At 46.1% G+C, this 24,613-nt stretch carries 17 protein-coding genes; 9 read left to right on the forward strand and 8 right to left on the reverse strand.

What is annotated here, in order from left to right; all coding sequences use genetic code 11:
* Window positions 1-16 precede the first annotated feature (16 nt).
* Both F458_RS0111715 and F458_RS0111720 read right to left on the reverse strand, forming a co-directional pair.
* Entirely contained in the window at window positions 17-625 is a 609-nt protein-coding gene (locus tag F458_RS0111715; RefSeq protein WP_018983620.1) for a response regulator transcription factor, read from the reverse strand.
* A gap of 272 nt (window positions 626-897) precedes the next feature.
* Complete coding sequence (locus F458_RS0111720; protein ID WP_018983621.1) at window positions 898-1,380, reverse strand: tetratricopeptide repeat protein; 483 nt, start codon at window positions 1,378-1,380, stop codon at window positions 898-900.
* A gap of 220 nt (window positions 1,381-1,600) precedes the next feature.
* Here F458_RS0111720 and F458_RS19460 point away from each other — a divergent pair, with 220 nt between their 5' ends.
* A complete protein-coding gene (locus F458_RS19460; RefSeq protein WP_018983622.1) occupies window positions 1,601-3,919 on the forward strand; it encodes a winged helix-turn-helix domain-containing protein in 2,319 nt (772 codons plus the stop codon).
* Window positions 3,920-3,952: 33 nt separating this feature from the next.
* On the opposite strand, the gene F458_RS0111730 is transcribed toward F458_RS19460, so the two are convergent.
* A complete protein-coding gene (locus F458_RS0111730; RefSeq protein WP_018983623.1) occupies window positions 3,953-4,504 on the reverse strand; it encodes a hypothetical protein in 552 nt (183 codons plus the stop codon).
* Window positions 4,505-4,897: 393 nt separating this feature from the next.
* On the opposite strand from F458_RS0111730, the gene F458_RS0111735 reads away from it, so the two are divergent.
* The 7 genes from F458_RS0111735 to F458_RS0111765 all read left to right on the forward strand — a co-directional run bounded on the left by F458_RS0111735 (window position 4,898) and on the right by F458_RS0111765 (window position 15,120).
* A complete protein-coding gene (locus F458_RS0111735; protein WP_018983624.1) occupies window positions 4,898-6,127 on the forward strand; it encodes an MFS transporter in 1,230 nt (409 codons plus the stop codon).
* A gap of 53 nt (window positions 6,128-6,180) precedes the next feature.
* Window positions 6,181-7,131: a helix-turn-helix domain-containing protein gene (locus tag F458_RS0111740; protein ID WP_169334837.1), complete on the forward strand. Its 951-nt coding sequence runs from the start codon at window positions 6,181-6,183 to the stop codon at window positions 7,129-7,131.
* 207 nt (window positions 7,132-7,338) lie between these two features.
* Window positions 7,339-9,816, forward strand: coding sequence for a glycoside hydrolase family 3 C-terminal domain-containing protein (locus tag F458_RS19465; RefSeq protein ID WP_018983626.1), 2,478 nt, complete (start codon window positions 7,339-7,341; stop codon window positions 9,814-9,816).
* A 28-nt stretch (window positions 9,817-9,844) separates the two neighbouring features.
* Complete coding sequence (locus tag F458_RS0111750; protein WP_018983627.1) at window positions 9,845-11,035, forward strand: porin; 1,191 nt, start codon at window positions 9,845-9,847, stop codon at window positions 11,033-11,035.
* A gap of 149 nt (window positions 11,036-11,184) precedes the next feature.
* A complete protein-coding gene (locus F458_RS0111755) occupies window positions 11,185-12,408 on the forward strand; it encodes a sugar MFS transporter (RefSeq protein ID WP_018983628.1) in 1,224 nt (407 codons plus the stop codon).
* Window positions 12,409-12,421: 13 nt separating this feature from the next.
* Window positions 12,422-14,293 (forward strand): methyl-accepting chemotaxis protein, encoded by a 1,872-nt coding sequence (locus tag F458_RS0111760; RefSeq protein WP_040610389.1) that lies wholly within the window; start codon window positions 12,422-12,424, stop codon window positions 14,291-14,293.
* A 230-nt stretch (window positions 14,294-14,523) separates the two neighbouring features.
* Window positions 14,524-15,120 carry an outer membrane beta-barrel protein gene (locus tag F458_RS0111765; RefSeq protein WP_018983630.1) on the forward strand — a complete coding sequence of 199 codons (597 nt, stop codon included), beginning with the start codon at window positions 14,524-14,526 and terminating at the stop codon, window positions 15,118-15,120.
* Window positions 15,121-15,280: 160 nt separating this feature from the next.
* Here F458_RS0111765 and F458_RS0111770 read toward each other — a convergent pair whose 3' ends face one another.
* Window positions 15,281-16,855, reverse strand: a complete 1,575-nt coding sequence (locus tag F458_RS0111770) for a carboxylesterase/lipase family protein (protein WP_018983631.1) — start codon at window positions 16,853-16,855, stop codon at window positions 15,281-15,283.
* Window positions 16,856-16,941: 86 nt separating this feature from the next.
* On the reverse strand, window positions 16,942-17,802 hold the full coding sequence (locus F458_RS0111775) for a poly(ethylene terephthalate) hydrolase family protein (RefSeq protein WP_018983632.1): 861 nt from the start codon (window positions 17,800-17,802) through the stop codon (window positions 16,942-16,944).
* Window positions 17,803-18,218: 416 nt separating this feature from the next.
* Between F458_RS0111775 and F458_RS0111780 the strand changes: the two genes are divergently transcribed.
* The gene (locus F458_RS0111780; protein ID WP_018983633.1) at window positions 18,219-19,220 is read left to right on the forward strand and encodes a family 43 glycosylhydrolase; all 1,002 of its coding nucleotides are present in this window, start codon (window positions 18,219-18,221) and stop codon (window positions 19,218-19,220) included.
* Window positions 19,221-19,290: 70 nt separating this feature from the next.
* Here F458_RS0111780 and F458_RS0111785 read toward each other — a convergent pair whose 3' ends face one another.
* From F458_RS0111785 to F458_RS0111795, 3 genes are all read right to left on the reverse strand, one after another.
* A complete protein-coding gene (locus F458_RS0111785; RefSeq protein WP_083928624.1) occupies window positions 19,291-19,953 on the reverse strand; it encodes an META domain-containing protein in 663 nt (220 codons plus the stop codon).
* A gap of 268 nt (window positions 19,954-20,221) precedes the next feature.
* On the reverse strand, window positions 20,222-21,964 hold the full coding sequence (locus F458_RS0111790; RefSeq protein WP_018983635.1) for a PAS domain S-box protein: 1,743 nt from the start codon (window positions 21,962-21,964) through the stop codon (window positions 20,222-20,224).
* 387 nt (window positions 21,965-22,351) lie between these two features.
* On the reverse strand, window positions 22,352-24,055 hold the full coding sequence (locus tag F458_RS0111795) for a protein adenylyltransferase SelO (protein ID WP_018983636.1): 1,704 nt from the start codon (window positions 24,053-24,055) through the stop codon (window positions 22,352-22,354).
* Window positions 24,056-24,613 lie beyond the last annotated feature (558 nt).

Genomic DNA, 24,613 nt, shown 5'->3' on the forward strand with positions numbered 1-24,613 from the left:
GTCGTGCACTGCTTGTTTATCTTTCAGACTGTAAGACTATACGGGTAAGACCTGCTACAGAGTGCACATTGAGTTTCGAAAAAATGTTCGATTTGTGTGCCTCTACGGTACGGTTGCTAATATGTAGTTGTTCAGCAATTTCTGATGCTGAATAACCTTCTGCTACCTGCAACGCAACTGCATTTTCGCGCTCGGTAAGCTGGCTCATCAAGTTTTTGGCGTGGCGGGCTTTCGCCATATCAAGCATGACGCTTTTACGTTGCTCAATAGCGGTTTTTACCTTGCTTAAAAGCAACTCAGCGGGGGCAGGTTTCTGAATAAGTGTAACCGCGCCATCTTCCATGGCTCTAACCGCGGAAATAACGTCTGCTTTACCGGAGTAAATAAGCACCGGAAAGCCGGGGTAAGAGTGCTTCAGTGTGGCAAGAATGTCTAAACCGGAATGGTAAGGCATGTTTAAATCGAGCACTACGCATGCGTGGTCTGTATCAATATCATGATGTAAAAATGTGCGGGTATCGCTGAAGGATAGAACCGAAAATCCGTTTGTTTGAAAAATCCTTGTTAGCGTCTCTAAAATCAGCTTGTCGTCATCTACCAGATACACCTTCATAGGTGCGGGCATGAGAAGGATCCTTAATAATATTTAGGTGTTTAATTTCAAAAGGTTAAGTGCTTTTGATAATCTATTAGGACATGTGAGTGAGATTAAGTCAAATTTGTTTCTTCACGCGCAATGGTAATAGCTGGAAAACGGTAGTGAGTGCCTGTGAATATATTGCTGTTTTAACAAAGAAAAGGGGGCAGAAATATTGCTTTCTGGCCCCCGATTGGGAAATAGTCAGCGTACCTGCTTTGAATTGGTGCGCTTGTCACGAACCGTGCGATAGCTGTATGTTATCGCTTAACTAATAAGTTTTTTTGGTTTACAAGGTTAAAGTTGTTGGTAATTAACCGGTTGTGGTTTGCTATGATGCTGGCTTGTTTTAAGTCTTTTTGGCATGCAGACGTAGCGCCGTTCAGACAATTCAGGATGGCTCTGTTGTTCAGTGCGATGGCCTTGTTGCTGGCTGTTTCAACAGCCGACTCGCAGGCTTTTTCAGCAGCACTAATGTTACCTGATGCCACTTGAGCAACACATAAATTGTTTAGTAACGGGGCTCGTCTTGAGTCTACGGTCGTTACTTCAAGCGCAGCCAGGGTTTTGCGAATGCCATCAGCGAAATTACCCGATTCAATTTCTCTGACACCGTTAACGTCTTCGACACTGGTTTTAAGTTGTAACGCCGGTTCACTTGTTGCAGCCATGCTTAGTGGCGCTACCAGTGCGGTTGCTGCCAGTATGCTGCTGCTGATTATTTTGCAACGATGTAATTTCATAACGGTTCCTCAACACTGTAAAGTTTCTTATATTGGTTAACACTCGTTACTGATTTGCTGCAATACACGCGAGCATAACCATGCGTTAAGTGTTACCTTTCGCCCGAGTATGATGCGGAGTTGTTAAATCCGCCTGATGAAGTTGTGAGAAAAAGCTAATGATTTTCTAATGAAGTGTTAGTTTTTGATTTTCCTAAAAATATTTCCTGGTACTGGTGTCGTGCAAGAAAAATTTAAAATCCAAGACTACTTGGTTGATACAGACGACAATACTGTCACATACCGTGGCGAAAAGCGTCATATAGAGCCTAAAGCGATGTTGGTTCTTGCCGTGTTGGCACAAGACGCAAATCGCACTGTGGCCAGACAGCATTTGCTTCAAACGGTTTGGGGCAATCGAGTTGTAGTGGACGAAGCGTTAACCCGGGTTATTTCACAGCTGCGGGTAGTATTTGATGACAGCAAAAGCCGGACTCTGATTCAGACAGTGCCTAAAAAAGGTTACCGTCTGAATGCACACATTGACCTTCACACTGAAGCCATACAAGGTGACGACGAATTTAATGACGTGCCAGCCTCTGGTGAAAATGAGTCGCAGGATAGTCCTACACCGCTGGCTACAGTCTCACCGGACGCCGCAGAGACCGAACGCAGTCAGCAAGCACCATCTAGTGAGGAAAAAGTCCGCACCACATCATTGCGACGTTGGTTTGACGGCGCCTTATTTATCGCCGTCATCGTTTTGTCAGTCCTCGCCGCCTGGTGGTTTCCCGAAGAGCCCGAATCTCAATCGCCACTTTCTGTGGCCGTGCTACCCCTTGAATCGGTGGGTGAGGGGAGCCAGACAAAATATCTGGCTGAGGGACTATCAGAAGAATTACTGGGCGCGCTGTCTCAGTCAAAGGCGCTACGCGTGCCTTCCCGGTACTCGACTTTTGCTTATGCTCGACGGTTTGAAAATTTAAAGGATATCGCCAGAGCACTAAAAGTAACCTACCTTGTTGAGGGAACCGTGCGTGAACAGGCAAATAATTACAGTGTGACATTCCGCTTACTGAATGCCAGCGAAGATCGACTGGTTTGGTCAAAAACCTATGAAAGCACTACCTTATCGCTTGCAGAAGTCACTGAAGATGCGGCAGAAAATGTAACTACGGTACTGGCGCCCGCACTAAGTCAGGCGAGTCGAAACACCACCACTGAGGAAAGCACCTCTGCATCTGCTTATCAGGCCTATATGCGAGGTAAGTACTGGCTTATGAATGGCACCACCGGCGAATGGTTTTTAGAAGCCAGCACAGCGTTTTCCGAGGCAGTTGAAGCAGATCCTAACTATGCCAAAGCCTATGGAAGTCTGGCGTATATTTATGCACGTTATAACTATCACGACGCGTATCTGGAAGATGCGCAGGCCAGGGAAAAAGCCCGTGCAGCCATTGAGAAGGCGCTGTCACTCGATCCGACTGAGCGCAATGCATTGCTGGCCAGCGCCATTTTATTTACTTCGGGGCAGCAATTCGTGCAGGCAGAAAAGGCCCTCAATACGGTACTTTCTATGGATGCATCTGATAGTACCGCTCTTTATTTGTTTTCAGAATTGTATTTGGCCAAAAATGAGTTTGATAAAGCACTTGCACTGGCCCGGCAAGCCAAACAGGCGGATCCTCTTTCGCCCTGGATCAATGTAAATCTTTCCATCGTGCATTTTTGGCGCGGTGAGTATCATAAAGCGCTGGAGGCGGCTAACGAGGCTATTACTGTTGACGCTGGTTATACCTGGGCCTATGTATGGAAAGCAAAAACGTTGCAGCGCATGGGTGAGGTAGCCAGCGCGATAGACAGTATGGAGGCTTGCCTGGAAATTGACAACGCCTCGCCTGTGAATATCGCATATACCGGATTACTTTATCTGGAACTTGGCTTGCCGGAAAAAAGTACTGATTTTTTTAAGAAAACAGCAAAATTATTCGGCGATTCTGATGATGCCAGGTTCTGGAAAAGCTTTCGTCGATTTGGTTATCGCCACGAGCAGCCCGATCTGGCTATTCAGTTACTGACTACGTTAAGGTTGCTGGATAACCGAATTTTCACCTTAATGCCCTTGCTCACTTCACTGTATCTGGAGGTTCAGGAAGCTGATGCAGGTGTAGCATTTATTACGAGCAGACTGATGCTTGATTCCGGTGAAAGTAAATCAATTAATTATCTAAATAGTGACCTGTATGCTTCGCTAGGCGTTTTAAACACGGCCGCTAACTCTTCGCAGCCCGAAGATAATACGCGTACAGACTTTGGTTATGGGCAATTGAGAATTTATGAATTGTTACAGAGCCGGGCAATCTCGTCACCCGGTCAGTACAAAAGTGAGCTAGCAAATGAGGCTTCGCCATATACTGATGAAAAGTGGTGGACGTATCTATGGGTATTGCCAAACTTTGACTCTGATAAGTTGAGCCCTGCTCAGCAGCAGGCCTATCGGCGTTTTTTATCAAGACGCAATCAGCAGCGTGACTCAGTGATGTCAGAAAATAGTGAATAAGCAGCAACCAGCATTTACTGGTTGCGTTACCCCTTAAAATTTACTGGCTACCCCGAACGATGCTTTGTGAGACTTTTCGTAACGTTGCTTGGCTTTCATCATATGAACAAACGTGCGCCGAAACTCGTTATTTTCCGCATACAATTTCTCCATCAATGCAATTTTCTTGGCTTTGAGTGCATCTATTTCGGCAGACCCCATTTCGGCCGATGCCATCCCGTACGAGGCATTTGTCATAAGGTCACCGGGTCTGGTAGTTTGTTCCTGAAGTAACTCACGCCTGATACGAATATCGAAAGCGTCGCGACATATTTTCTGTTTAGTGTTAGAACCAGCGCGTTTCTCACGTTTACACACGTAATGCATATCCGGGTCTTCGATAAGATCATTGAAGTTATCAAACAATGCATGCTGAGCCAGTGTAAACTCTTCTCTTAACAAATTAAGTGGCCGCTTGCCGGTAACCTCTATTTGCTCAATATCTTCAGCTTGCGCTGATTTATTATCAGCGTGTGCCGCCCAACCATAACTGAGTAAGCACCAACTCAGGATGTAGGAAAAAATATTATTCCCTTTTTTTGTCATGACTATTCCCTATCGTTTTTTAATTAGTCCGCGATTAATTTCGACACTGTTAACTATACTCGCCACTTACCAACAAATCTCAAAAATATAATGAAAAGCCAGAGCCGTGAAAAATTGCGTTATCCGGCATATTGTCTTACTACCATTATCACTTTTTGGAATGATTAGCGCAATTGGAACATATATCTACTGCACTGCGCTAAGCCAGTGTAAATATGCGATATCTGTATGGTTTGAATATTGCGATAGGCGTTATAATAAAGAAAAAAACATCAATATCAGCTGATCGACAGAGCAGTTTTAACATATCGCCACTAACCACTTTTCACGTAAAGTCCAGGTAGTATGAAAAGTGCAACTCCACAGGCAAAGTCAGGAATATATTTTTAAAATATGAGTAAGCAAACAATGCTTCTGCTATTTGCATTCGTAGTGGGTTGTAGTTCATCGATGCTGCCATCAATAGCCATAAGCTATGGCATAGCGCAATTTAAATTTGTCACCATTGTGGGCGAAGAAAACGCTCTTGAAGCGTTTAGCTTTGCCCAGGGAATGGTCATGTTGCTGCTATTAATTGGGGTGCCAGTGGTGGGCCGTCTCGCCGATCAGTTTTTCTCAGCTGCAAACAAGCGGCATTATTGGATTGTCATCGGCAATGCGCTGGGACTGATTGCGCTATATGGCTTTTCCCAGGCAACCACCCGCGGTCAAATTCTGACCAGCTGGTTATGTGTGTTATTAAGCTACACCTTTGCGTCCAATTCCTTCAGAGCACTCATTCCACAGCTACTTCCGCGAGAAAAGCTATCCGCTTATTCTGGTCTTATCGGTTCGTGTATTCCTGTGGCGCTTACACTCAATTTAATGCTCATACTCGGTGCTCTGGCTGACGCGGCCATAAATATTAAGCTTATGTATCTGGGCGGTTTACAATTTTTATTATCAGCAATTGCCATCACCATTCTTCTACAATATCGCCGCAAACACGTGCCAGAGCGAACTGTCTCACGACGCTCTGAAGAAACCAGTTATCGGCAGTATTTGGTGGTGCTGGTGGCCAAAACCTGTATCAGTATCGCTATTTCAGGCACCACCGTTTTGCCGCTGTATTACATCACCCGCTTTGGTATGGAGCAAAGCGAAGTTTTTGTACTGAATGCGGCGATGTCTGCAGGGGTGATACTGATCTTATTAACCGGCGCGTTGTCTACGCATTATGCTGAAAAGTTTAACAAGCAACGATCCTTTTTAGCGCTTGGCGCGCTGTTTATTGGCGTAGGACTGATAGGCTACGCCAGCGCCGACACGCTGGTTTGGGCTATTATTAGCGGTATTTGCTTTCAGTTGGGGTTGGGTCCGGTTAACGCCTTAGGAATGGCATTGGTCAACCGTGTGCTTCCCAATGAACGGCGATACGGACGAGATCTTGCCATTGTTGAAGCTGCCACCCACTTCGGCCCGGCGATGATGCATTTCGCAATGCCTGTTGTAGTGGCAACGGGCATCTCGTTAAGCGGCGGGGATGGCTATTCTTTGTTGTTTTACTGTTTGGTACTCTTTGCGGCAGTATTTACAGGCACACTATTTTTTATAAAGAAAGAAAAGAGTAAAGGCCCTATATGAACCCCCGGTATTCTAAAGAAGTATTGCAGCATCATATTTTGAAGCTAATCAGAATGGGGTACACACGGACACAGATTTCGCAGGAAACGTCACTTAACCTTGCACGGTTATTCAACGACGACAGTTATTATAAGGCCAAATCTGACGACATTTACAAGCTCGTCGAGCTACTGCATAAGACCCGGTATCATGAAACTGATGAGCTACCTGAAACGCTGTCATTGGTGCAGCGAGCAACCTCATTCAATGCTTATTTATTAAACAGCAAAAATGCTGTTGATATGCTTTCTAAAATCATCACGTTTAATAAAGCGTGCTCCCCGGACAATGAATATGGGTGGTACGAACATGATGAACGCATCGAGTTTTTTATAAAGCAGCATCCTGTAGAGCAGCGCTACAGTACGTCACAGGGGATGACATTTTATATTGTGTTGATGCTGCGGCAGTTACTCAACCAGTCTCTTAGGTTGGAAGTCGGCGCAGCTTCTCAAACTTATCCGGATCTAATTACATTTTGTGAACATGCCACGCCGAATATAACTTTTGATCAATCTTACTCTTTCATCAGAATTGACAAACACACCGCAATGTCGCCAATTGCCACATATAACCAACATGTGACTCATTATCTGGAAAACCAGTTTTTCTCCAACTTCTATATTGAAGAGCCGGAAACAGACTTAAAAACCCTGATTATTGCGGATATAAAAAATGCAGTTGAGAACAGTGATGATAACCGATTTTTCAATGTCGATTTTGTGGCTGCTCGTTTTGGTTTAAGTCGTTCAACGTTGTACAGAAAACTTCAGGCAGTCGATACGAGCTTTACTCAACTTATTGATACGTTTAGAAAAGAGGAGTCGATAAAGTTATTGTCTGACAGTTTCTTAACGCTTGAGGAGATCAGTGAAAAACTGGGGTATTCAAATATCAGTGCGTTTAACCGGGCTTTTCGCCGGTGGCATGCGATTTCACCAGCAAAATACCGGCAACAATCCTGAATAAATCAACTGCAACCAGATGATTCATCCTTTGAGCTTAAAGGGTAAACACAAAATTTAAACAAAGACTTAACATCACCTCCCTCGATTTTATCGATTATCAGATATAAACAGGAGAATGATGTGGTCTGGCTTTCCTACACCCTAATCCGGTCAAAAAATGCGCATGCAGATCTTTCTTCCCAAATGCTGAAGAGAGGATAACTCATGCTCAATATTCAACGAAAACAATTACAAAGATTTTGTCTGACAATGTCTGCCGTGGCCGTGCTTACTGCCTGTGGTGGAAGCGACAGTGAATCTGATACTTCCGAGCTGCCTGCTCCTCAGAATAATGGCTCGACAGTCTCGCCAGAGGCGATCCCCGCTGGCTACACAACCACTGATAGTGAAGCTGATCGGCGCGCCAAATCAATGCTTGCCCAACTTTCTTTGCAAGAAAAGATTGATTTGGTTCATGGCCATGGTTCGCCAGTTGGCCAGCTTGGTTATATTGGCCTTAACTTTCCACAAGTGCCCTACGCCATGGACCATGCGGTTGGTTATATTCCCGGCATGAGCGGAATCGGTTTACCTGAAAACAACATGGTCGACGGCTCAAGTGGCGTAACCGCTGAAGGTCTTCAGGCAACAGCGCTTCCAGCTACCATCGGCCTTGCCTCTACATGGTCGAAAGAGCTCGCTCATGATTTCGGTTCCAGAATTGGCGCAGAAACACGATTGTTGGGTTTTACCACTGTACTTGGAGGCGGATTAAACTTAACCCGCGAACCTAGGAGTGGCCGTGGTTTCGAGTTTATGGGAGAAGATCCAATATTAGCGGGCGAACTTGGTGCCCAAAGAACAATTGGTGTTCAAAAAAACAAAGTACTTTCTACCATTAAGCATTTCGCGTTTAACAATACCGAAACCAACAGGATGATAGCGAATTCTGTTATCGACGAGCAAACCATGCACGAAACAGAGCTGCTTGCGTTCGAAATTGCAATCACTGAAGGTAAACCCGCTTACATCATGTGTGCGTTTAATCAGGTTAACGGGCAATATGCCTGCGAAAATGAATATTTGCTTCAGGATGTACTAAAGGACGGTTGGGGCTTTAAAGGCATGGTCATGTCCGATTGGGGCGCGCAATCGAGTACCGTTGACGCCGCATTGAATGGTCTTGATGAAGAACAACCAGGTAAAGAGGCACAGGACACCGAAGTGCCAGAATTCTTCGCTTTGTACATGGGCGGTCCATGGTTTATCGATGATCTTTATGAAGCCGTCACTAACGGAACGGTTCCGATGAGCCGGTTAGATGACATGGTTTTCCGTAAGATACGAACCATGATTGCGTTAGGTCTGGTTGACGAACCGCCGCAGCCAAGATCAGAAGTTAACGAAACAGCCGGAAATAGCGATGCTAAACGTTTTGCTGACGCATCCATGGTGTTAATGCAAAACAACCCTGCAAATGGGCAACCGGTACCGGTTTTACCGCTTGATAAATCTAAAATTCAGACTATCGCGGTGATTGGCGGTGATGCTGACAAAGGCGTTTTGTCGGGTGGCGGATCGGGTGGTGCCGCGCCACTTATTGAAAATCAGGTGGACAAATGCGGCCAATTGCCTATTTCGCCCTATCCAACTTGCCCGACGTATATTGGCATTGCGCCATTAGATGCGATTCAAGCCGAGTTTCCGCAAGCGGAGGTGACTTATCTCAATGGAGAAGATGTAGACGCAGCAAAAGCGGCAGCGAGTGAAGCCGATGTCACTATATTAGTCGCGGGTGCGTGGTTTAACGAAGGTGTAGATAACAAAAACATGCATCTTTCTTCGCCGGAAAACGACACGTCGGGTGTCTTCACCTACGATCAGGATGCCATGATAAGTGCAGTGGCGCCTGTCGCCAAACAATCTGTGGTCGTGCTTGAAACGGGACAACCGGTACTTATGCCATGGGCCGATGACGTTGATGCTATTCTGAACGCCTGGTACCCCGGTGTACAAGGCGCACGCTCTATCGCCGATGTGCTGTCTGGCGATGTGAATCCGTCAGGCAAACTGCCGGTTACATTCCCAGCGTCAGAAGAAGATTTGGTCTCTCCTGAGATGCCAACAAACCTGGGCCAATTCCTGGGAATTTCTTATGCCATTAAAACAATCGCCGGCACGATTAAAAATATCGTCAATTCTAACCTAGGCGAGGGTGCCTACGATGCGCTAAGGCAAATTCATTACGATGAAAAACTTGCCTGGAATGGCTATAAGTGGATGGATTCTAACAACATTCAACCAGCATTTCCCTTCGGCTACGGGTTGTCATATTCGACCTTTGTATATAGTGATGCTGAAGCCGTACAGAAAGAAAATGGCGATGTTGAAGTGACATTTAGCATTGATAACGCCAGTAGCAGAACAGGTACCGAAATCGCACAGGTCTATGTATCGCTACCCGATAATGTTCCAGGAAATCCGCAGCCTCCCAAACGCCTTGCTGGATGGGCCAGAGTAGACCTGGCACCTCAGGAAGTTCAGCGCGTGACGGTGTCTATACCGAAGAAATATATCAGTACCTGGGATGTTGAATCTCACGCTTGGATCACAACGCCAGGCACCTACCGATTTACCGTTGCGGAACACGCAGACCTCAGCCGTGCCTCGAACGTTTTAACTACATCGACTGATATTAGATAACTTACCGATAAAAAGTAGCAGGTTTATTATGAAAACAATAATCGCATTACTCTCCGCCTCCATTTCTATGGCTGTGGCGGCGCAGACAACGACACCAACAGAATCAATGCTGTCGCCTCAGAACAACGCCACTAAATTCACGTATGACAAAATCACATTAGCGCCCTATGCACGCCTGGTGGGTGGAATTAGCTACGCCAACAATGGCTATGAAGCGGGCGAAAGCGGCAGTCTCACGGAAGTTGCATCAAACCAATGGGGCACATCGTTTATTGGGGCTGGAATGACGGTAGAGCTGACGGATTCCATGCGCGGCGTTGCCAATTTGGAAACAGGATTTGGAACAAAAGATGGGCAGACCAATATCGAAGACCGCTTATTCGATCGTAGAGCTAATGTAGGTGTACAACATGACAATTACGGTCAAATCACATTTGGCACGCATCTGATGCTTAGCCAACAGGTTATCAAGATTGACCCTATGGCGTTTCAGTCTATTGGCGTTAATACCCTCGTTAATGGCGTTAATGACACGTTTGCTGAGAACTCCGTGGTTTACCGTTCTCCTGAGTTGTATGGTTTTAAGCTGGATTTGATGCATAAGTTCGGCGGTAAAGTTACCGAGTCGAAACGCGATGAGGGCTCCAGCGCGACATTAACCTACAACAACGAAAATCTCGAAATACTGGCACTGTATCAGGAAACTAAAGACGAATTTGGTCATTATACCGGCGGCGAATTCTATGGCCTTGGCACACAAGGGCAATGGCGTTATGCGGAAACTTATGCATTGGGCGCTTCCTATCAGTTTTCTGATCTTAAAGTGTTTGTGGGTTATCAAGACGTGGAGGCATCTGATTCAGGCTACCTGCTTTCCTATGAGTTTGATACCGACGCTAAAATGGGGTGGGTAGGAGCCAATTACAATGTGACGGACAAACTGACCGCGAATGCGGCATTTTATCGCGTAACAAAACCCTTTAGCGGCAAGCAATCTAACTTGTACGCGGCGGGTATTAATTACGAGATGAATGAGTATTTCTCCTTCTATACCACGGTAGGCTATATCGGTAATAACACCATCAACCCAGATTTAATCAGCGACGTAGGTGCCAATAACCATGCATTGGCGTACTGGAACGTAGCTTGTGATAACACTGAAGACTGTGATGGTACTAACCAGCTGGGTGGCTACACCGGCGTTGTATTCCGTCTTTAGTCTGGCTAGACGTCGAGGGGCGACGCGCCTGCGCCCCTTTTTTTATATGTAATTCACACACTGCATACATCCTCAACCATCGATATCTGCACACCTTTCGTTGTCATGACAACGTTGCCTGCGTAGTGTAAAAACAAAGAAATAAGAAAATGCCTGATAATTTAAACCACGATAATGCCTCATCCCGCAGTTACTCATTCGCGTTTAGTGTCTTAGTTTCTTTATTTTTTTTCTGGGGGTTCATTACCTGTCTCAACGACATTCTTATTCCTCATTTAAAAGCCGAGTTTGATTTAAGTTATTTTGAAGCAACGCTTATTCAGTTTTGTTTTTTTACTGCTTATCTGCTGGTGTCTATCCCTGCCGGTAATATGGTGAGTCGCATTGGCTACAAAAACGGCATAGTGACAGGCCTGTTTGTGACGTCAGTCGGGTGTCTGCTTTTCATACCGGCGGCAAGCTGGGAAATTTACAGCTTATTCCTTGGTGCTTTGTTCGTGTTGGCGTCCGGCATTACCATCTTACAGGTTTCTGCAAACCCCTACGTGAACGCCCTGGGCAGCGAAGAAACCGCCTCAAGCCGATTGAATTTGTCGCAGGGTTTTAATGCACTTGGTACAACGTTGGCACCGGTGCTCGGAGGGGGACTTATCCTGGCGGGGGCCAGTAGCTTAGACAGTAATATAGGCACGGTAAAACTTCCCTATTTGATACTTGCTATTTTGCTGTCATTAGTAGCGCTTACGTTCATCAATCTCAATTTGCCATCTATTTCACACGAACGGGGAGAAAAAATATCCACGTTGGCCTTACTCAAGCGCTTCCCTACATTAACCTTTGGTTGTGTAAGTTTATTTGCCTATGTGGGCGCGGAAGTTGCGATAGGCAGTTTACTTATTAATTATCTTGGACTGGATAATATCAAAGGGTTAGCTGAAAACCAGGCTGCTCATTTTGTGGCGTTTTATTGGGGTGGCGCGATGATAGGCCGCTTTATTGGTTCAGTCATTATGCGGTTTATAAAGCCTGCGCTGCTATTATCGTTTAATGCGATTCTTGCGTTAACGCTGCTGGTGATGGTTGTGCATGCTGATGGCGACATTGCGTTTGGTGCAGTACTGCTCATTGGTTTATTCAATTCAATTATGTTCCCCACCATATTCAGTCTATCGCTTAGAGGCACCGGTGTTTATTCTGCCCAGGCTTCGGGCGTGTTGTGCCTGACTATATTTGGTGGTGCTGTGGTGCCCCTGATACAGGGGGCCGTGGCCGACACTGCCGGTTTGCAGGAATCCTTTTATGTTCCGATGGTCAGTTACCTAGCGATTTTACTGTTTGCACTTCATGTGTTGAAAAATAAATCACAGAATTAGTGAGAGCTATTTTATGACGCTTTACAAAAAGATTTCATTGTCAGCAGGCGTGATTATTTGTCTTTGCTGTGGGGGCATTCTTCTATTTTCACTGGGTAGTTCGGTGTCGATGGTAGAGCGAAACGTTAAGCAGTCGGTAAGGACAAATATCAGTGCTTACAACGCGTATATAGACAGCTGGCTCAACGCAAAGAAGGCGCTGTTGAAAGCTTTTCCTGCGCAAGGTGAAGAAACCTACATTTACCTTCAACAGCTACGTGATTCTGGTGATTTTGAAAATGTGTTTTTGGCCTTTTCCGATGGTAGTCAGCTAAACGCGAATAAAGACACGCTGCCTGAAGGTAACAATGACCCAAGAAAGTGGGGCTGGTATATCAACGCATTAAAGGATAAACCAAACGCCTTTATTGATAACCCATCGGTAGCAGCAGCAACAAATACCTATGTTGTATCGATGGGAAAGGCTGTTACCTATAACGGTAATCAAGCGGTAATCGGTGTAGATGTCGGTATTCAGGATGTCTTACAGCATCTTGAAAATGTAGAACTCCCCGGTGATGGTTATATGTTTGTTTTAGGCAAAAATAATACGGTTTTTGCCCATGAAGACAGCCTGTTACTTAATCAGCCGGCGGAGAGTCTATTTAAGAACGCTCGGTTTTCTACGGTGTTGGAGAACACCAATTTGCACGATCTTTCTACCGTTGAAATGAATGGTGAAGACTATTACATCAGTGTTGTTCCCTTGCAAAATAATGGCCTGAAAACGGTAGCCATTATTTCAAAGCGCAGCGTACTTGACTCCACCTATCAGACATTAACGATGTTGGCGATTGGCGCTATGATTGCCATCGTAATCTTCGTGTTAGTGTTCAGCCGCTGGTGTCGCTACCTTTTTTCACCGCTGCTCGCAGTGTCATCACAGTTACAAAAAATTGGCGAGGGAAGAGCCGATTTATCTGTAAGAATAAACAACGCCAGTAACGATGAGGTGGGCCAATTGGCAAGAAGCTTCAATGCGTTCACATCAAGGTTGGCGGGGCTGTTAAAAGAAATAGATCAAAAAACAGTCCAGCTGTTCGACTATGCCCAAACCAGTTCTACAAGTGCTGAAACTATTAATCAGAGGCTTGACGCGCAGAAGAAAGAGACTGCTCAGGTTGCGGTAGCAACACAGGAATTAACCAGCGCGACCCAGGAAATCTCTACGTTAGTTACTCGCACAAGTGATGCGGTCAAAGACGCCGAAACATTGGGTGAGCAAGGGCAGGTCGTTGTACAGAAAAATACCGAAGCGGTAGAAGACCTTTCGGCACAAGTCAACAGAACGGTTGATGCAATAAATAATCTTGGCCAACATGTAAATAAGATCAGTGTGATCCTGGCTGGTATTAAAGACATTGCAGAGCAGACAAACTTACTGGCGCTGAATGCGGCAATCGAAGCAGCCCGAGCCGGGGAGCAGGGAAAGGGGTTTGCAGTGGTGGCTGACGAGGTAAGGGTATTGTCTCAAAAAACCTCTACGTCTACGGAGGAAATAACCAATTTATTAAGGGAACTGCAATCAACCACTGACAACGCATTGGGGTTAATTCAGTCGAGTCATCATGCTGCAGACGAGACTATACAAAGCAGTAAAGAAGCAATTGCGGCTATTCAACAGTTGCACAGTGCCGTTAGCCAGATATCAAATATGTCTTTACAAATAGCTGTTGCAACAGAACAACAAACCCAGGTTACTCAGACTATTGAGCACAACATCGCAACCATCAATGACGTTTCGTCAATTATTGCCAAGGAATCTGATGCGTCCCTGGACCACGCAAAAGCACTGAGAGTTTTAGCCAGTGAGCTAAAACAGAATACCGCGACGTTGACCGGTTAGTCTGTTTTAATCAGCCATTGTAAAGCACTGATGGCGGCGTCTTGGCAAGTACAACAGACCTATTGTCAGCGAAGGACTAACAAGCTTTGCTGACGAAGAAAGCGCGAAGTATATTTAAAATATCAAGGTATTAAATTTTATAACATATATTGCTTTTAACATCTGAGTTTTAGATTTAAAGTTCGCCCGTCAAATGATGACGATGTAGTATTTATAAGGATTATACTCGGATGAAACGCGCTCTACTTGCAATGGCAATCGCCAGCTTTTCTTTTAATGCAGTCTCTGCTCAGCCATTTTCTAACGGCCCTACATGGAATTATGCTGAAGTAGGTTACCAGACAACAGATATCGACGGCCTTGACGAATTCGAGCCGGCTGGATTCAGCGTTAAAGGCACAACTTCAATTGGCGAAAAGTTTTTCCTGACCGCGTCTTACCGCGATTTAAGCGATGATGAGATGGGTTTAGATCTTGATATGAGTCAGTTTTCTGCCGGAGTTGGTTATCGCTACAGTGTTACCAGGAGTACGGATATATTTGGTATTGCAAGTTTTGAAAACCTTGATGTGGAAGCTTCTGGTCCAGGTGGTTCTGTAGGTGATGATGAGAGCGGTTTTGGTATCGCCGCAGGTGTTCGCTCTATGGTCATTGACCAGCTTGAGCTATCTGTAACAGCAAAGCATATCGAGCTGGACGATACGGGTGACACGGGTATCGAAGCTGGCGCCACGTTTTATATAACACCCTCTATTGCATTTGGTGCGACTTACGAAAAGCTTGATGACTTTTCGTTTGCCGGCGCTAATATCCGTTATAGCTTCTAACGATAGAGCGGGCTTGCAAGCCCGCTTTTCTTATTTCGAAATCACATTTACCAACCTTTCCCATCACGTCCCCAAAGTACTCAGCTAAAACATCCCTTACCACATTAAATACTAAGGCCTGCTGCGCAATAGTCTCTTCATGGGGAGAGAGCTGCCGTGCTTAACGTTGCAATTTCTGGTCATCGCCTGTACGACGCCATTCAAAATAATCATCCAGTACCTTTAACGCGTTCTCGTCGGCAACCGGGCCGGTTTTTGGCGTGGTATTAAAATGCATTACCGTCGGTGCGCCGGGCTCGAAAACAGGCCATTGTGGCAGACCGCTGCCATTGGGGTTGCCTGACTTTACAAAATTGGTCCAGTACGTTGCCATTGACTCAGAGAGTTGCAACGCCTGTTTGCCACTATCCGGATTGCTGGTATCCAGGTGTTTAAAGACGTAGGCAATTTCCTGCCCGTGCGCAGCGCCCTCGTTGTAATGCTCAGACCCTTTTGCATGGTCAGGGTGCTGATCAAAATAGTAAAGATAGGCATCACCATCGCCATGAGCAGTTTGCAGCTTAGCCCAGCTCCAGGTATGCCAGCCAAACGCTGCGTCGCGTATCAGGTTGCGGGCATTGCGCGTCACTGCTTCACGGGATATGGAATACGCGTCTATCAGTTTTGAGGAAAATACACCGAACCGCTGATTCATACCGTCAATAAATTGCTGGGGATCTTGTGCTCTGACAAAGCTGAGGCCTTCATCCGAGTTGTAGCCTACCAATACAGGCGTATCGTTAAATTTACCCTGCTGGTAGAGTTTGTACTGGTCATCCGGAATAACGTACCCATCTACGATTGGCCACCCACCGGGCAATGACCAGCCTTGCGGTATGAATGTTTCTGCGTCCATTTTTCGTAGGGCGTCGATGGACGTGGTGCCGAATTTTTTGACGTACTCTTTACCTTCTGACTCAGCCTGTTGCAGCAGCGACATATTCTCACCCGGGTAATTTACCTCACGGGGCGGGCCAAAAGAGCCACCACTTTGCGAAATCGCTTTTTCGAAAAGTCCTTTAGCCAGCGGTGATGCCGAAAGCATACTCACCGATATTCCCCCCGCGGACTCGCCGGCTATGGTGATGTTATCGGGATCGCCGCCAAACTGGCTGATGTTTTTCTTTATCCACTTTAGCGCAGCTATCTGGTCGAGAATGCCATAGTTACCTGAAACCCCGTTGGGGCTTTCTGCGGAAAGCTCAGGGTGGGCAAGGAAGCCCAACTGACCTACCCGATAAGCAATGCTTACTACGATAACGCCTTTATTCGCCAGTGCTCTGCCATCAAAAATAGGATCGGAGGATGCACCAAAGCTGAAACCGCCGCCATAAATCCATACTAAAACAGGGACATCGTCATCAGGTGATGTGGCTGGTGTCCAGATATTTAAATACAGGCAGTCTTCGCTTTTTCCCGACGGTGGCTCGCCTGCCTGCATCGGCGCTGGTGCATAAGCTTGTGCGGTCTTAACGCCATCCCAGGGCTGAGCGGGCTGTGGTGCTTTCCAACGAAACTCACCGACCGGCGGGCGGGCAAAGGGCACACCTTTAAAAATAGCAATGTTATTTTCCATGGTGCCTCTGAGCTTGCCTTCCTCGACGGTAACCTCATCCATAGAAGCAGCCGTAGCCTGAAAGGAAAAAGAGAAAGTGAAAAGCAGTAGTAACGCACTTATAACAGGTCGTGTTTTCATTGTAGGGTTCACATCCGTTTTTGGTGTTTATCCTTCAGCAAGGTAATTCAAAACCTTCCTGATTTTTTAGGATCCATTTAAGTGACTCAGAAGTTTTTTGATTTCATTGTCCAGCCAGGAAAGTCACTCAAATCACTTTTAAGAAAAACCGCCGAATTTTCTTTTTTTCCTTTTAATTGCCAGTCAAGCCATTTAAGCGCCATTCGGGCAAAGGCGCCGCCATTGGCTTCTTCAAATGTACCAGAGTGTCCGGCATTAATAGCATTGGCAAAGGCCACGGGGACATTGGTAATACGCTGGTAATCTTTTAATGCATTTTCATATGCGACATCGGATTCACCGCCAATGAGATAAAGGGTAGGGGCGTGAAGAAGTTGAAGGGATTGCTGATCAGCGTCTGCCATGGTCATGTCGCCGATGCCTGAGTTAAACATCAAGTAGCTGGTAACGCGCGGCTCATCAGCCATTGCTAGCACCTGAGCACCGCCACAGGACTGGCCGGCAAATGCAACATGCGCCGTGTCTATGTTGTTATAATAGACGCTGGATTCTGTCTTATTTTGCGATTGCGCCCAGTCGATAGCCTGGGGCATTTGCTCATTGGGCGACTTTTTTAATGTGCGATCGTCCAGGCTGCGTTGCATCGCGCCAAGCGCTACCACCAGATAACCCTGGGAGGCCACCTCTGAAAGCATGCGTTCAAAAGGCAGGGAGGTATCATTGCAGCCGCCATTGGCAAAAACGATTAACGGCAATGCGTGCTGTTGTTTGGCTGCAGATTGTAGGTCTTTTGGACGATACACCACATAGTCAGAAAGGCTTGATTCACTGGTCGCAATGGCTTTAAAAGGGCCAGAGCCACCATCATCAATGGTTTTCTGGTCCACTATCTCGGCAGCGACTGAGAACGTCAAACAATATAAAAGTAGCGTACTTGCCGTCTTCATCGGGCGAGTCCTCATGACGTGAAAATAAAAAATGATATATTTATGTATTATTGTATTAACAATATGTCAGGTTGTGAGGGCAAGATCAACTTCGAGCACCATCGCTTATACAGCGTCAACTGAAAGTGGACATTCGCTGTATCAACAGATGATACGTTGCTTTTCGAATGGAAATAAAACGCGTAATGCTTGCAGAGTGTGCCTGCTACAGGCAGTGATGCGCCCAGCATACCGTGACTATTTATTTAGCCACGCTGTCCGCAGCAATGTGTTTAAACTTCCAGGTAGACAGGCCGTTTGTAAAGAACTTATAGTATTATATGTTAAACGGTGTCGGGCGCGCAGTTTATATTTTACTGTTCGGTGCGTGCCCCAATTATTTTCAGACACAATCCAACGTGAATTAAGGGTGAATGATGACCAATAGAACAAACAGCCCTCTGGTAGAGCAGAGAGCCGATCCATTTGTACATAAGCACACAGATGGGTATTACTACTTTACTGGTTCTGTGCCTACCTACGATCGTATCGAGCTTCGAAAATCCAACACGCTGGAAGGGTTACAAGACGCTGAAACCGTCGATATATGGTTTAAGCATGATAGTGGGCCGATGAGTCGTCATATCTGGGCGCCGGAAATCCATTATCTTGACGGTAAATGGTATATCTATTTTGCTGCCAGCGAAGAGGACGATATCTGGGCGTTGCGCCCTTACGTGCTTGAGTGCAAAGGGCAGGACCCACTCAATGATGAATGGCAGGAGCTGGGCATGATGCAGGCTGCTGAGGGCGATGATAAATCATTTACCGATTTTTCATTAGATGCCACCATTTTCGAAAATAACGGTAAACGCTATTTTTGCTGGGCTGAGAAAACCGGCGGGCAGTTTGCTGCCTCCAATCTGTATCTGGCAGAGATGGAGTCACCCATAAAACTGAAAACCGTTCAGTTTATGCTGACCACCCCGGATTATGATTGGGAGCGGGTGGATTTCTGGGTAAATGAAGGTCCGGCGGTCATAAAACATGATGGCAAGATTTTTATCACTTTCTCAGCCAGTGCAACGGGTGCCTGCTACTGCATGGGTTACATGGAAGCGGATGAGAAGGCTGATTTGTTAGACCGCAACTCGTGGACAAAAACCCGCCATCCCGTGCTTGAAACCGATTATGAAAAGCGTATCTATGGCCCGGGTCATAATTGTTTCACCGTCGCTGAGGATAACGAAACCCCCTTGTGTGTCTATCATGCCAGAGACTATGAAGAGGCGGTAGGCGATCCGGCGGTTGTGCCCAAAACTGACACCCGCCCACATGAAGAAATCATCAAGGATCCTTTATACGATCCGAACCGTCACGCCCGTATGTTCGAAATCAAATTTGATGAGCAGGGTAAGCCAGTGTTCGATCTGTATTAACGAGTATTTAAAGGCCTGCAATCCTCGCAGGCCTGGTAACAGGACGCTTAGGTGAAGTCAGGGCAGACTTTTATTGGATTTGGCACTGTTGTCGGCTGCTATTATTTTCAGTGATCGTATTTTGGCCCTTATTCCATAACGTAATGGTGCCGTAGCTATATTTTGCGCCAGATGCGGAAGGGATTCGCGCTAATAAATAATCGTCATTGTCTATTGTCAGACTGAGATGCTCAGTGCCAGCCAGCTGAAAATGAATCGCTTTTTCGTTTCCACATACCATTGTATACAGGTGGCCAGAAGCCTCTTTCTCATTTGCAGAAGCAAGAGACTGAGCCGCTAATGACAGAATCTGTCGGCCTTTGCTATCGAGAATGAATAGCTGTCCGTCACTATCCTGCTCGAAGAATCTTGCGTCAGCTAACAATTGTAAAAATGCGGTCTCCTGCTTTGAGATCGTAGGCCTGCACGCTTTTCGTGTGGTGACGATATTTTCAAACGCCAGTGTATTTGCCGCTTGATGGTAAAGACCTCTGAAATTGTTACAACCTGCAAAGCCAGTTACAACGTGATTTTTTTCAAACGTCATCATTATTGAAGAATTATCCGAAAGGCTATGTTTATTTATCGAAGCTACCTCCCAGGTCCCCGAGAGCGAAACGGTACGGGAGGGTATGGAAGTACAAGCGCCAATGAATGTCATAAAAATGATCAGCGGTAATAGTCGAAAATACATCGTGAGCGCTCTTGTGCAAATAAACAGATAGGACGAGATTACTCAAATCCGCAAAAGATTGAAACCGCACGCGAGATACAACGCAAAGCGACGCTATTAGGCAAAGAATAATGTCAGTTAGCAATCATTCGGGCAGCCTGGTGTCAGGTGTGAACTTACCTTTAACCCAGGACTTTTATGCGGAAGTCAAAATCACGCCCCCAATAAAGTAAGGCTGATTTTACGACACAGACGCTTTGCCTCATTTCAATGAGTGGCTGCGAGGCAACTACCCATCAATGCGTTGAATCAGCGACGCCAATTCTTCTATCTTGGCCACTGTTTCTTTGACTAAGTTGTCGATCTCATTAGATGACGACTGAGAGTTCCCGGCCAGCGTACGCACTTCATCAGCAACTACGGCGAATCCGCGGCCCATTTCACCCGCACGCGCCGCTTCGATAGCTGCATTCAAGGCTAGCAGGTTAGTCTGTTCAGAAATGGAGTTAATGGTGCCAACGATAGAACTGATGGTCTGACTGGTGGTCAATAACGACTTCATTGCCTCTTGTGTATCGTTAACAGCCTCTTTTCGCGAAGTGATGTCCACGGCAAAAAAGACATAACGGGTTATCTCTCCCTTGAAATTACGCAAAACACACAAACGCGCATCAAACGCCAGGTAAGCGCCAGATTCTTCAAACTCCATGACTTTTGACACAAAGCCGCTGGACTCCAGCTTGGTTTTCTCATCCTGGGTCAGCTGCTGTAATACCTGATGGGCAAAGGTTTGCGTATCGCACAGATCCTGCAGTTTGTTTTTTAATAAACTATTTGCCTCAATGACAGTACCATCGGGTTCTGCTTCCAATAATGCTAATGCACTGCCGATTGCTTTTAGCTTATTGGTAAAGTCCAGCGCCATTTGTTTCACTCGGGTAATATCCGCCTGAATAGCAATGAAGTTAACCAGATTCTGGTTTTCAAACACAGGATTAATGGAAAGAGACGTCCAGTAAGGGGTGCCATCTTTTCTGTAATTTAATATTTCATCGTAAAAAGATTGCCGGTTTTTAAGCTTATTTCTGATCACATCGACCGTGCGGGGGTCGGTCTCCTGGCCTTGTAAAAATTCACCGGGCTTTTTCCCTGAAACTTCCTGCAAATCCCAGCCGGTAAGCCTTGTAAACCCTTTGTTGACGTATTGGATAAGTCCGTCAGGACCAGTAATAATCACCGCATTATCTGTTTCATTTGCAACCAGCGACAGCATCCGCTGCTGTTCGCGCTGCTCCACTTCCTCGGTGACATCTTTCAAAAATGCGGTATACAGAGTTCGATCTTGCAGCGCGACTTTAGATAATGAAAGCCTTGCCCAGCGTGTAGCACCATCTGTTCTTTCAATCTTTACTTCACGACTGGTCCCTACAATCTTATCCTGGCCGGTGGTCCGGTTAGCATTGACATAATTATCGTGCTCTGACTGTATGGCATGGGGAACCAGCATCTTAACATTCTGGCCTATAACCTCTTCGCGCTTAACGCCCCACAGCTTTTCGGCAGACGCGTTGAACAGCGTTACGGCATTGTTCTCGTTGATACAAACTACCGCATCCAGCGCTTGCTCAAGGGTTTGTTCTACAATCTCGCGGGCTTCACGCTCCTTGCTGATTTCCCGAACAAACGCCGTGTAGTGTTTTTTGCCTTTGACCAGAACCTGCGACAGGGCCAATTGCACCCATACCCGCTCACCGGTTTTTGTTTCAAGCTCAACTTCCCTTGAGCTGCCAACAATTTTATCTACACCAGTTTGTCTGTGTGTATTTACATAGCTGTCATGATTAGCTCTGTGTACCTGAGGCACCAGGATTTTAATATTCTTGCCCATGACCTCATTGGGCGTGTAACCCCATAATTGCTGGGCAGCCTTGTTGTAAAAAGTGATGTTATTGTGCTCATCAATGGTTACAACAGCGAGAATTGATTGAGAAAGAGCTTGTTTAGCGGCGTCATCGGCCAGGAATAAACGCATTATCGTACTTCCGACTTCATCAATAAAAACAGCGTAAAACAAGGTATAGCTAATTTTTTACGATGTGCCACATAATGCATCTACATAATTAGTATAATAAAACGATGATATCGCCCACTCATAATCATTGCCAGTTCACCACCGAATTTCAGGGCTAAACATATATATTGATATAACGGCTGCGGTATACAGGGAAACGTACCGAGTCTGATTACTTTTTTAAAGCTTTGTCGATGACATGGTAAATCATCAAAAATTACGCGATACCTAAGACTGATAGAAAGAAATATTACGCATTTTTTTGTTAAGCGCTTACGATAAAACTGGTTTTCTCAAGTACAAAAACCGGCGCGAGGCCGGCTGTGGTTTGCTTGTGTGCTTCTTAGGTTATGATGAGCAGCTGTAATGCGAAATGCCGCCTGCGTCAAAGTATTCTGGTGGACGCAGTCGATAAAATTTATTCTCAACTTCTTTGGACTGTTCACTGTAGGGGGCAGTCAGTACATCCTGAAGCTCTTTTATCAAAGTGAAGTCGCCTTTCTCCGCCTGCCGGTAAGCAGGGACTACAAGCCACTCTCTCCAAGTGTACTTTGGATTCACCCGCTTCATTCTTGCTGCAACTTCATCAATTTTACCGTTTTGTCCGACCTGGCTACGCCAGCTTTCAAGCCAATCAGCCCACTGGGCAACCAGGTCGTCGCTGGGTGTGATATAAAAGCTCCGGCTAAGGGCCGAAACCTCGTTCGGAATTGCGCAAAGCTCTCGAAAGAAAATAGTGTAATCGACGGAGGTTTTAACCATCAACTGAAGCAGTTGCATTAATAGTGCTGAATCGAAAGTGTCCAGCCCCAGCTTGGCGGCCCACATGGATGCTGTTTTTTCCTGCATTACGCGAGAAAACGCATTACAGCATTTTTCCAGCTCTTGCGTGCACATCGAATCATGGGAAAGCAAAGGTTTGAGTGCCCGACAGAACATTTCATAATTTTTCTGCGCCGCGACAGGCTGGTTCAGAAATGAAAAATGCTGACCGCCTCCAGTCCAGGGCTGAAACGCCGGGTCAAAAAGTTCACAGAATCCAAATGGCCCGTAATCAAGAGTGAAGCCACCGCCGGCACAGTTATCACTGTTAAAGTTACCCTGACAATAGCCAACCCGGATCCAATCAGCAATCAGGGATGTTAAGCGTTCACGAAAGGCCACCGCCAGCTGAAGCAGTTGCTCCTCCCATGTGCTGCTCAGGTCTACATCGTCACTGTATTCCCGCTCAATTAAATGGCGGACAATTTGCCTGAGTTCACTATGAGCCTCGCTATACTGCTTATTACGGGTGCGTCTGGCGAAGAGCTCAAGCTGACCTACCCGTAAAAAAGACGGCGCCACCCGGGTAGTAATAGCCACCGGGTTGGAGACCATTATTTCTGGATTCTGAGCCTGGGATCCTTCCCGGTACCAGGGCCGATCTACAGTTTCTGTTTGGGAAACGATGAGACTCAACGAGCGGGTAGAAGGTACGCCCAGCGCATGCATGTGATCCTGAACCAGAAACTCTCTGACACTTGAGCGCAACACCGCGCGACCATCGGCACCGCGACAGTAGGGTGTGCGCCCGGCACCTTTTAATTGCATTTCCCAACGCTTGCCATTGATAACAGCTTCCAGCACAGATATCGCGCGACCATCGCCGTAGCCATTGCCGGTTTGAAACGGACACTGTTGTACAAACTCAGTTCCATAAATAGACAGCGCGTATCCCGTCGCCCAGCCTGCTTCACGCATGGGGGGAACAGCGCGTGCCATATTACCTGAAAAAAACTGGATAAAATCATCACTTCGGGCAAATTCAGAAGCAAAATGAAGCTCCTCAAACAGCGTTTTACTGTGGGCGACGTATTGAGGATTTGCGATGGGGGTCGGCTTTACGGGCACATAATGTCCTGAGAAAACCTGCCTGGGATGATAATCGTCGGCGGTATCTGAGGCATCTGGGTCCGCTGTCAGTGAATCTAACAAAGAGTAACTGGCAAACCCGGCGAGTTCCGCCAACGATGTTATAGGATTTGAAGACGATGTAGAATCATTAGTTGTCATAGCTCACCAGATATAGAGATCATGTGTAGTGTACGCATCACATTTAGCATTGGATGAAGCTGCCATTGAATGCAGAGAATAACAGTTAACAGATAGGTGGTTGGCTCTTATAATTTTCAAAACGGAAGATGCAAAACCTAATCATTCTTCTGCCTAAAGTAGCCATTGTAGGTAACCTGGCGCAAACTAACTTTATGCAGATTTAGTCGGCGAATTGAAGATATCCAGGTCGCGCGAATCACCAATTTCTCTCTAAGAGACATTCTACTATCCTTGCTGTAACGGCTACCCAGGGCCTTTTTGTTTGGCTAAGACAAACTCACCACAGGTATTAAACCATACATTTTGATATAACAAACGTGGTCGAGAGATTAGCCTGCACGCAATACGCTTTATAGTTCGATAAATGCTCAAAAAGGGCATTTAAATTTTCCCAATAACTGCTTTTATGTTGATGGAGACATCGATGTTTCTAAAAAGCGCATCAACCTAAATCGAAAGTAACGCTCTTCAAAGCTCAGATGTAGCGTTTCATGACCGTTTGAATCTGGTGCCCAC

Origin of the sequence: Salinimonas chungwhensis DSM 16280 (assembly GCF_000378185.1) — a bacterium.
GTDB classification, from domain to species: Bacteria; Pseudomonadota; Gammaproteobacteria; order Enterobacterales; family Alteromonadaceae; genus Alteromonas; species Alteromonas chungwhensis.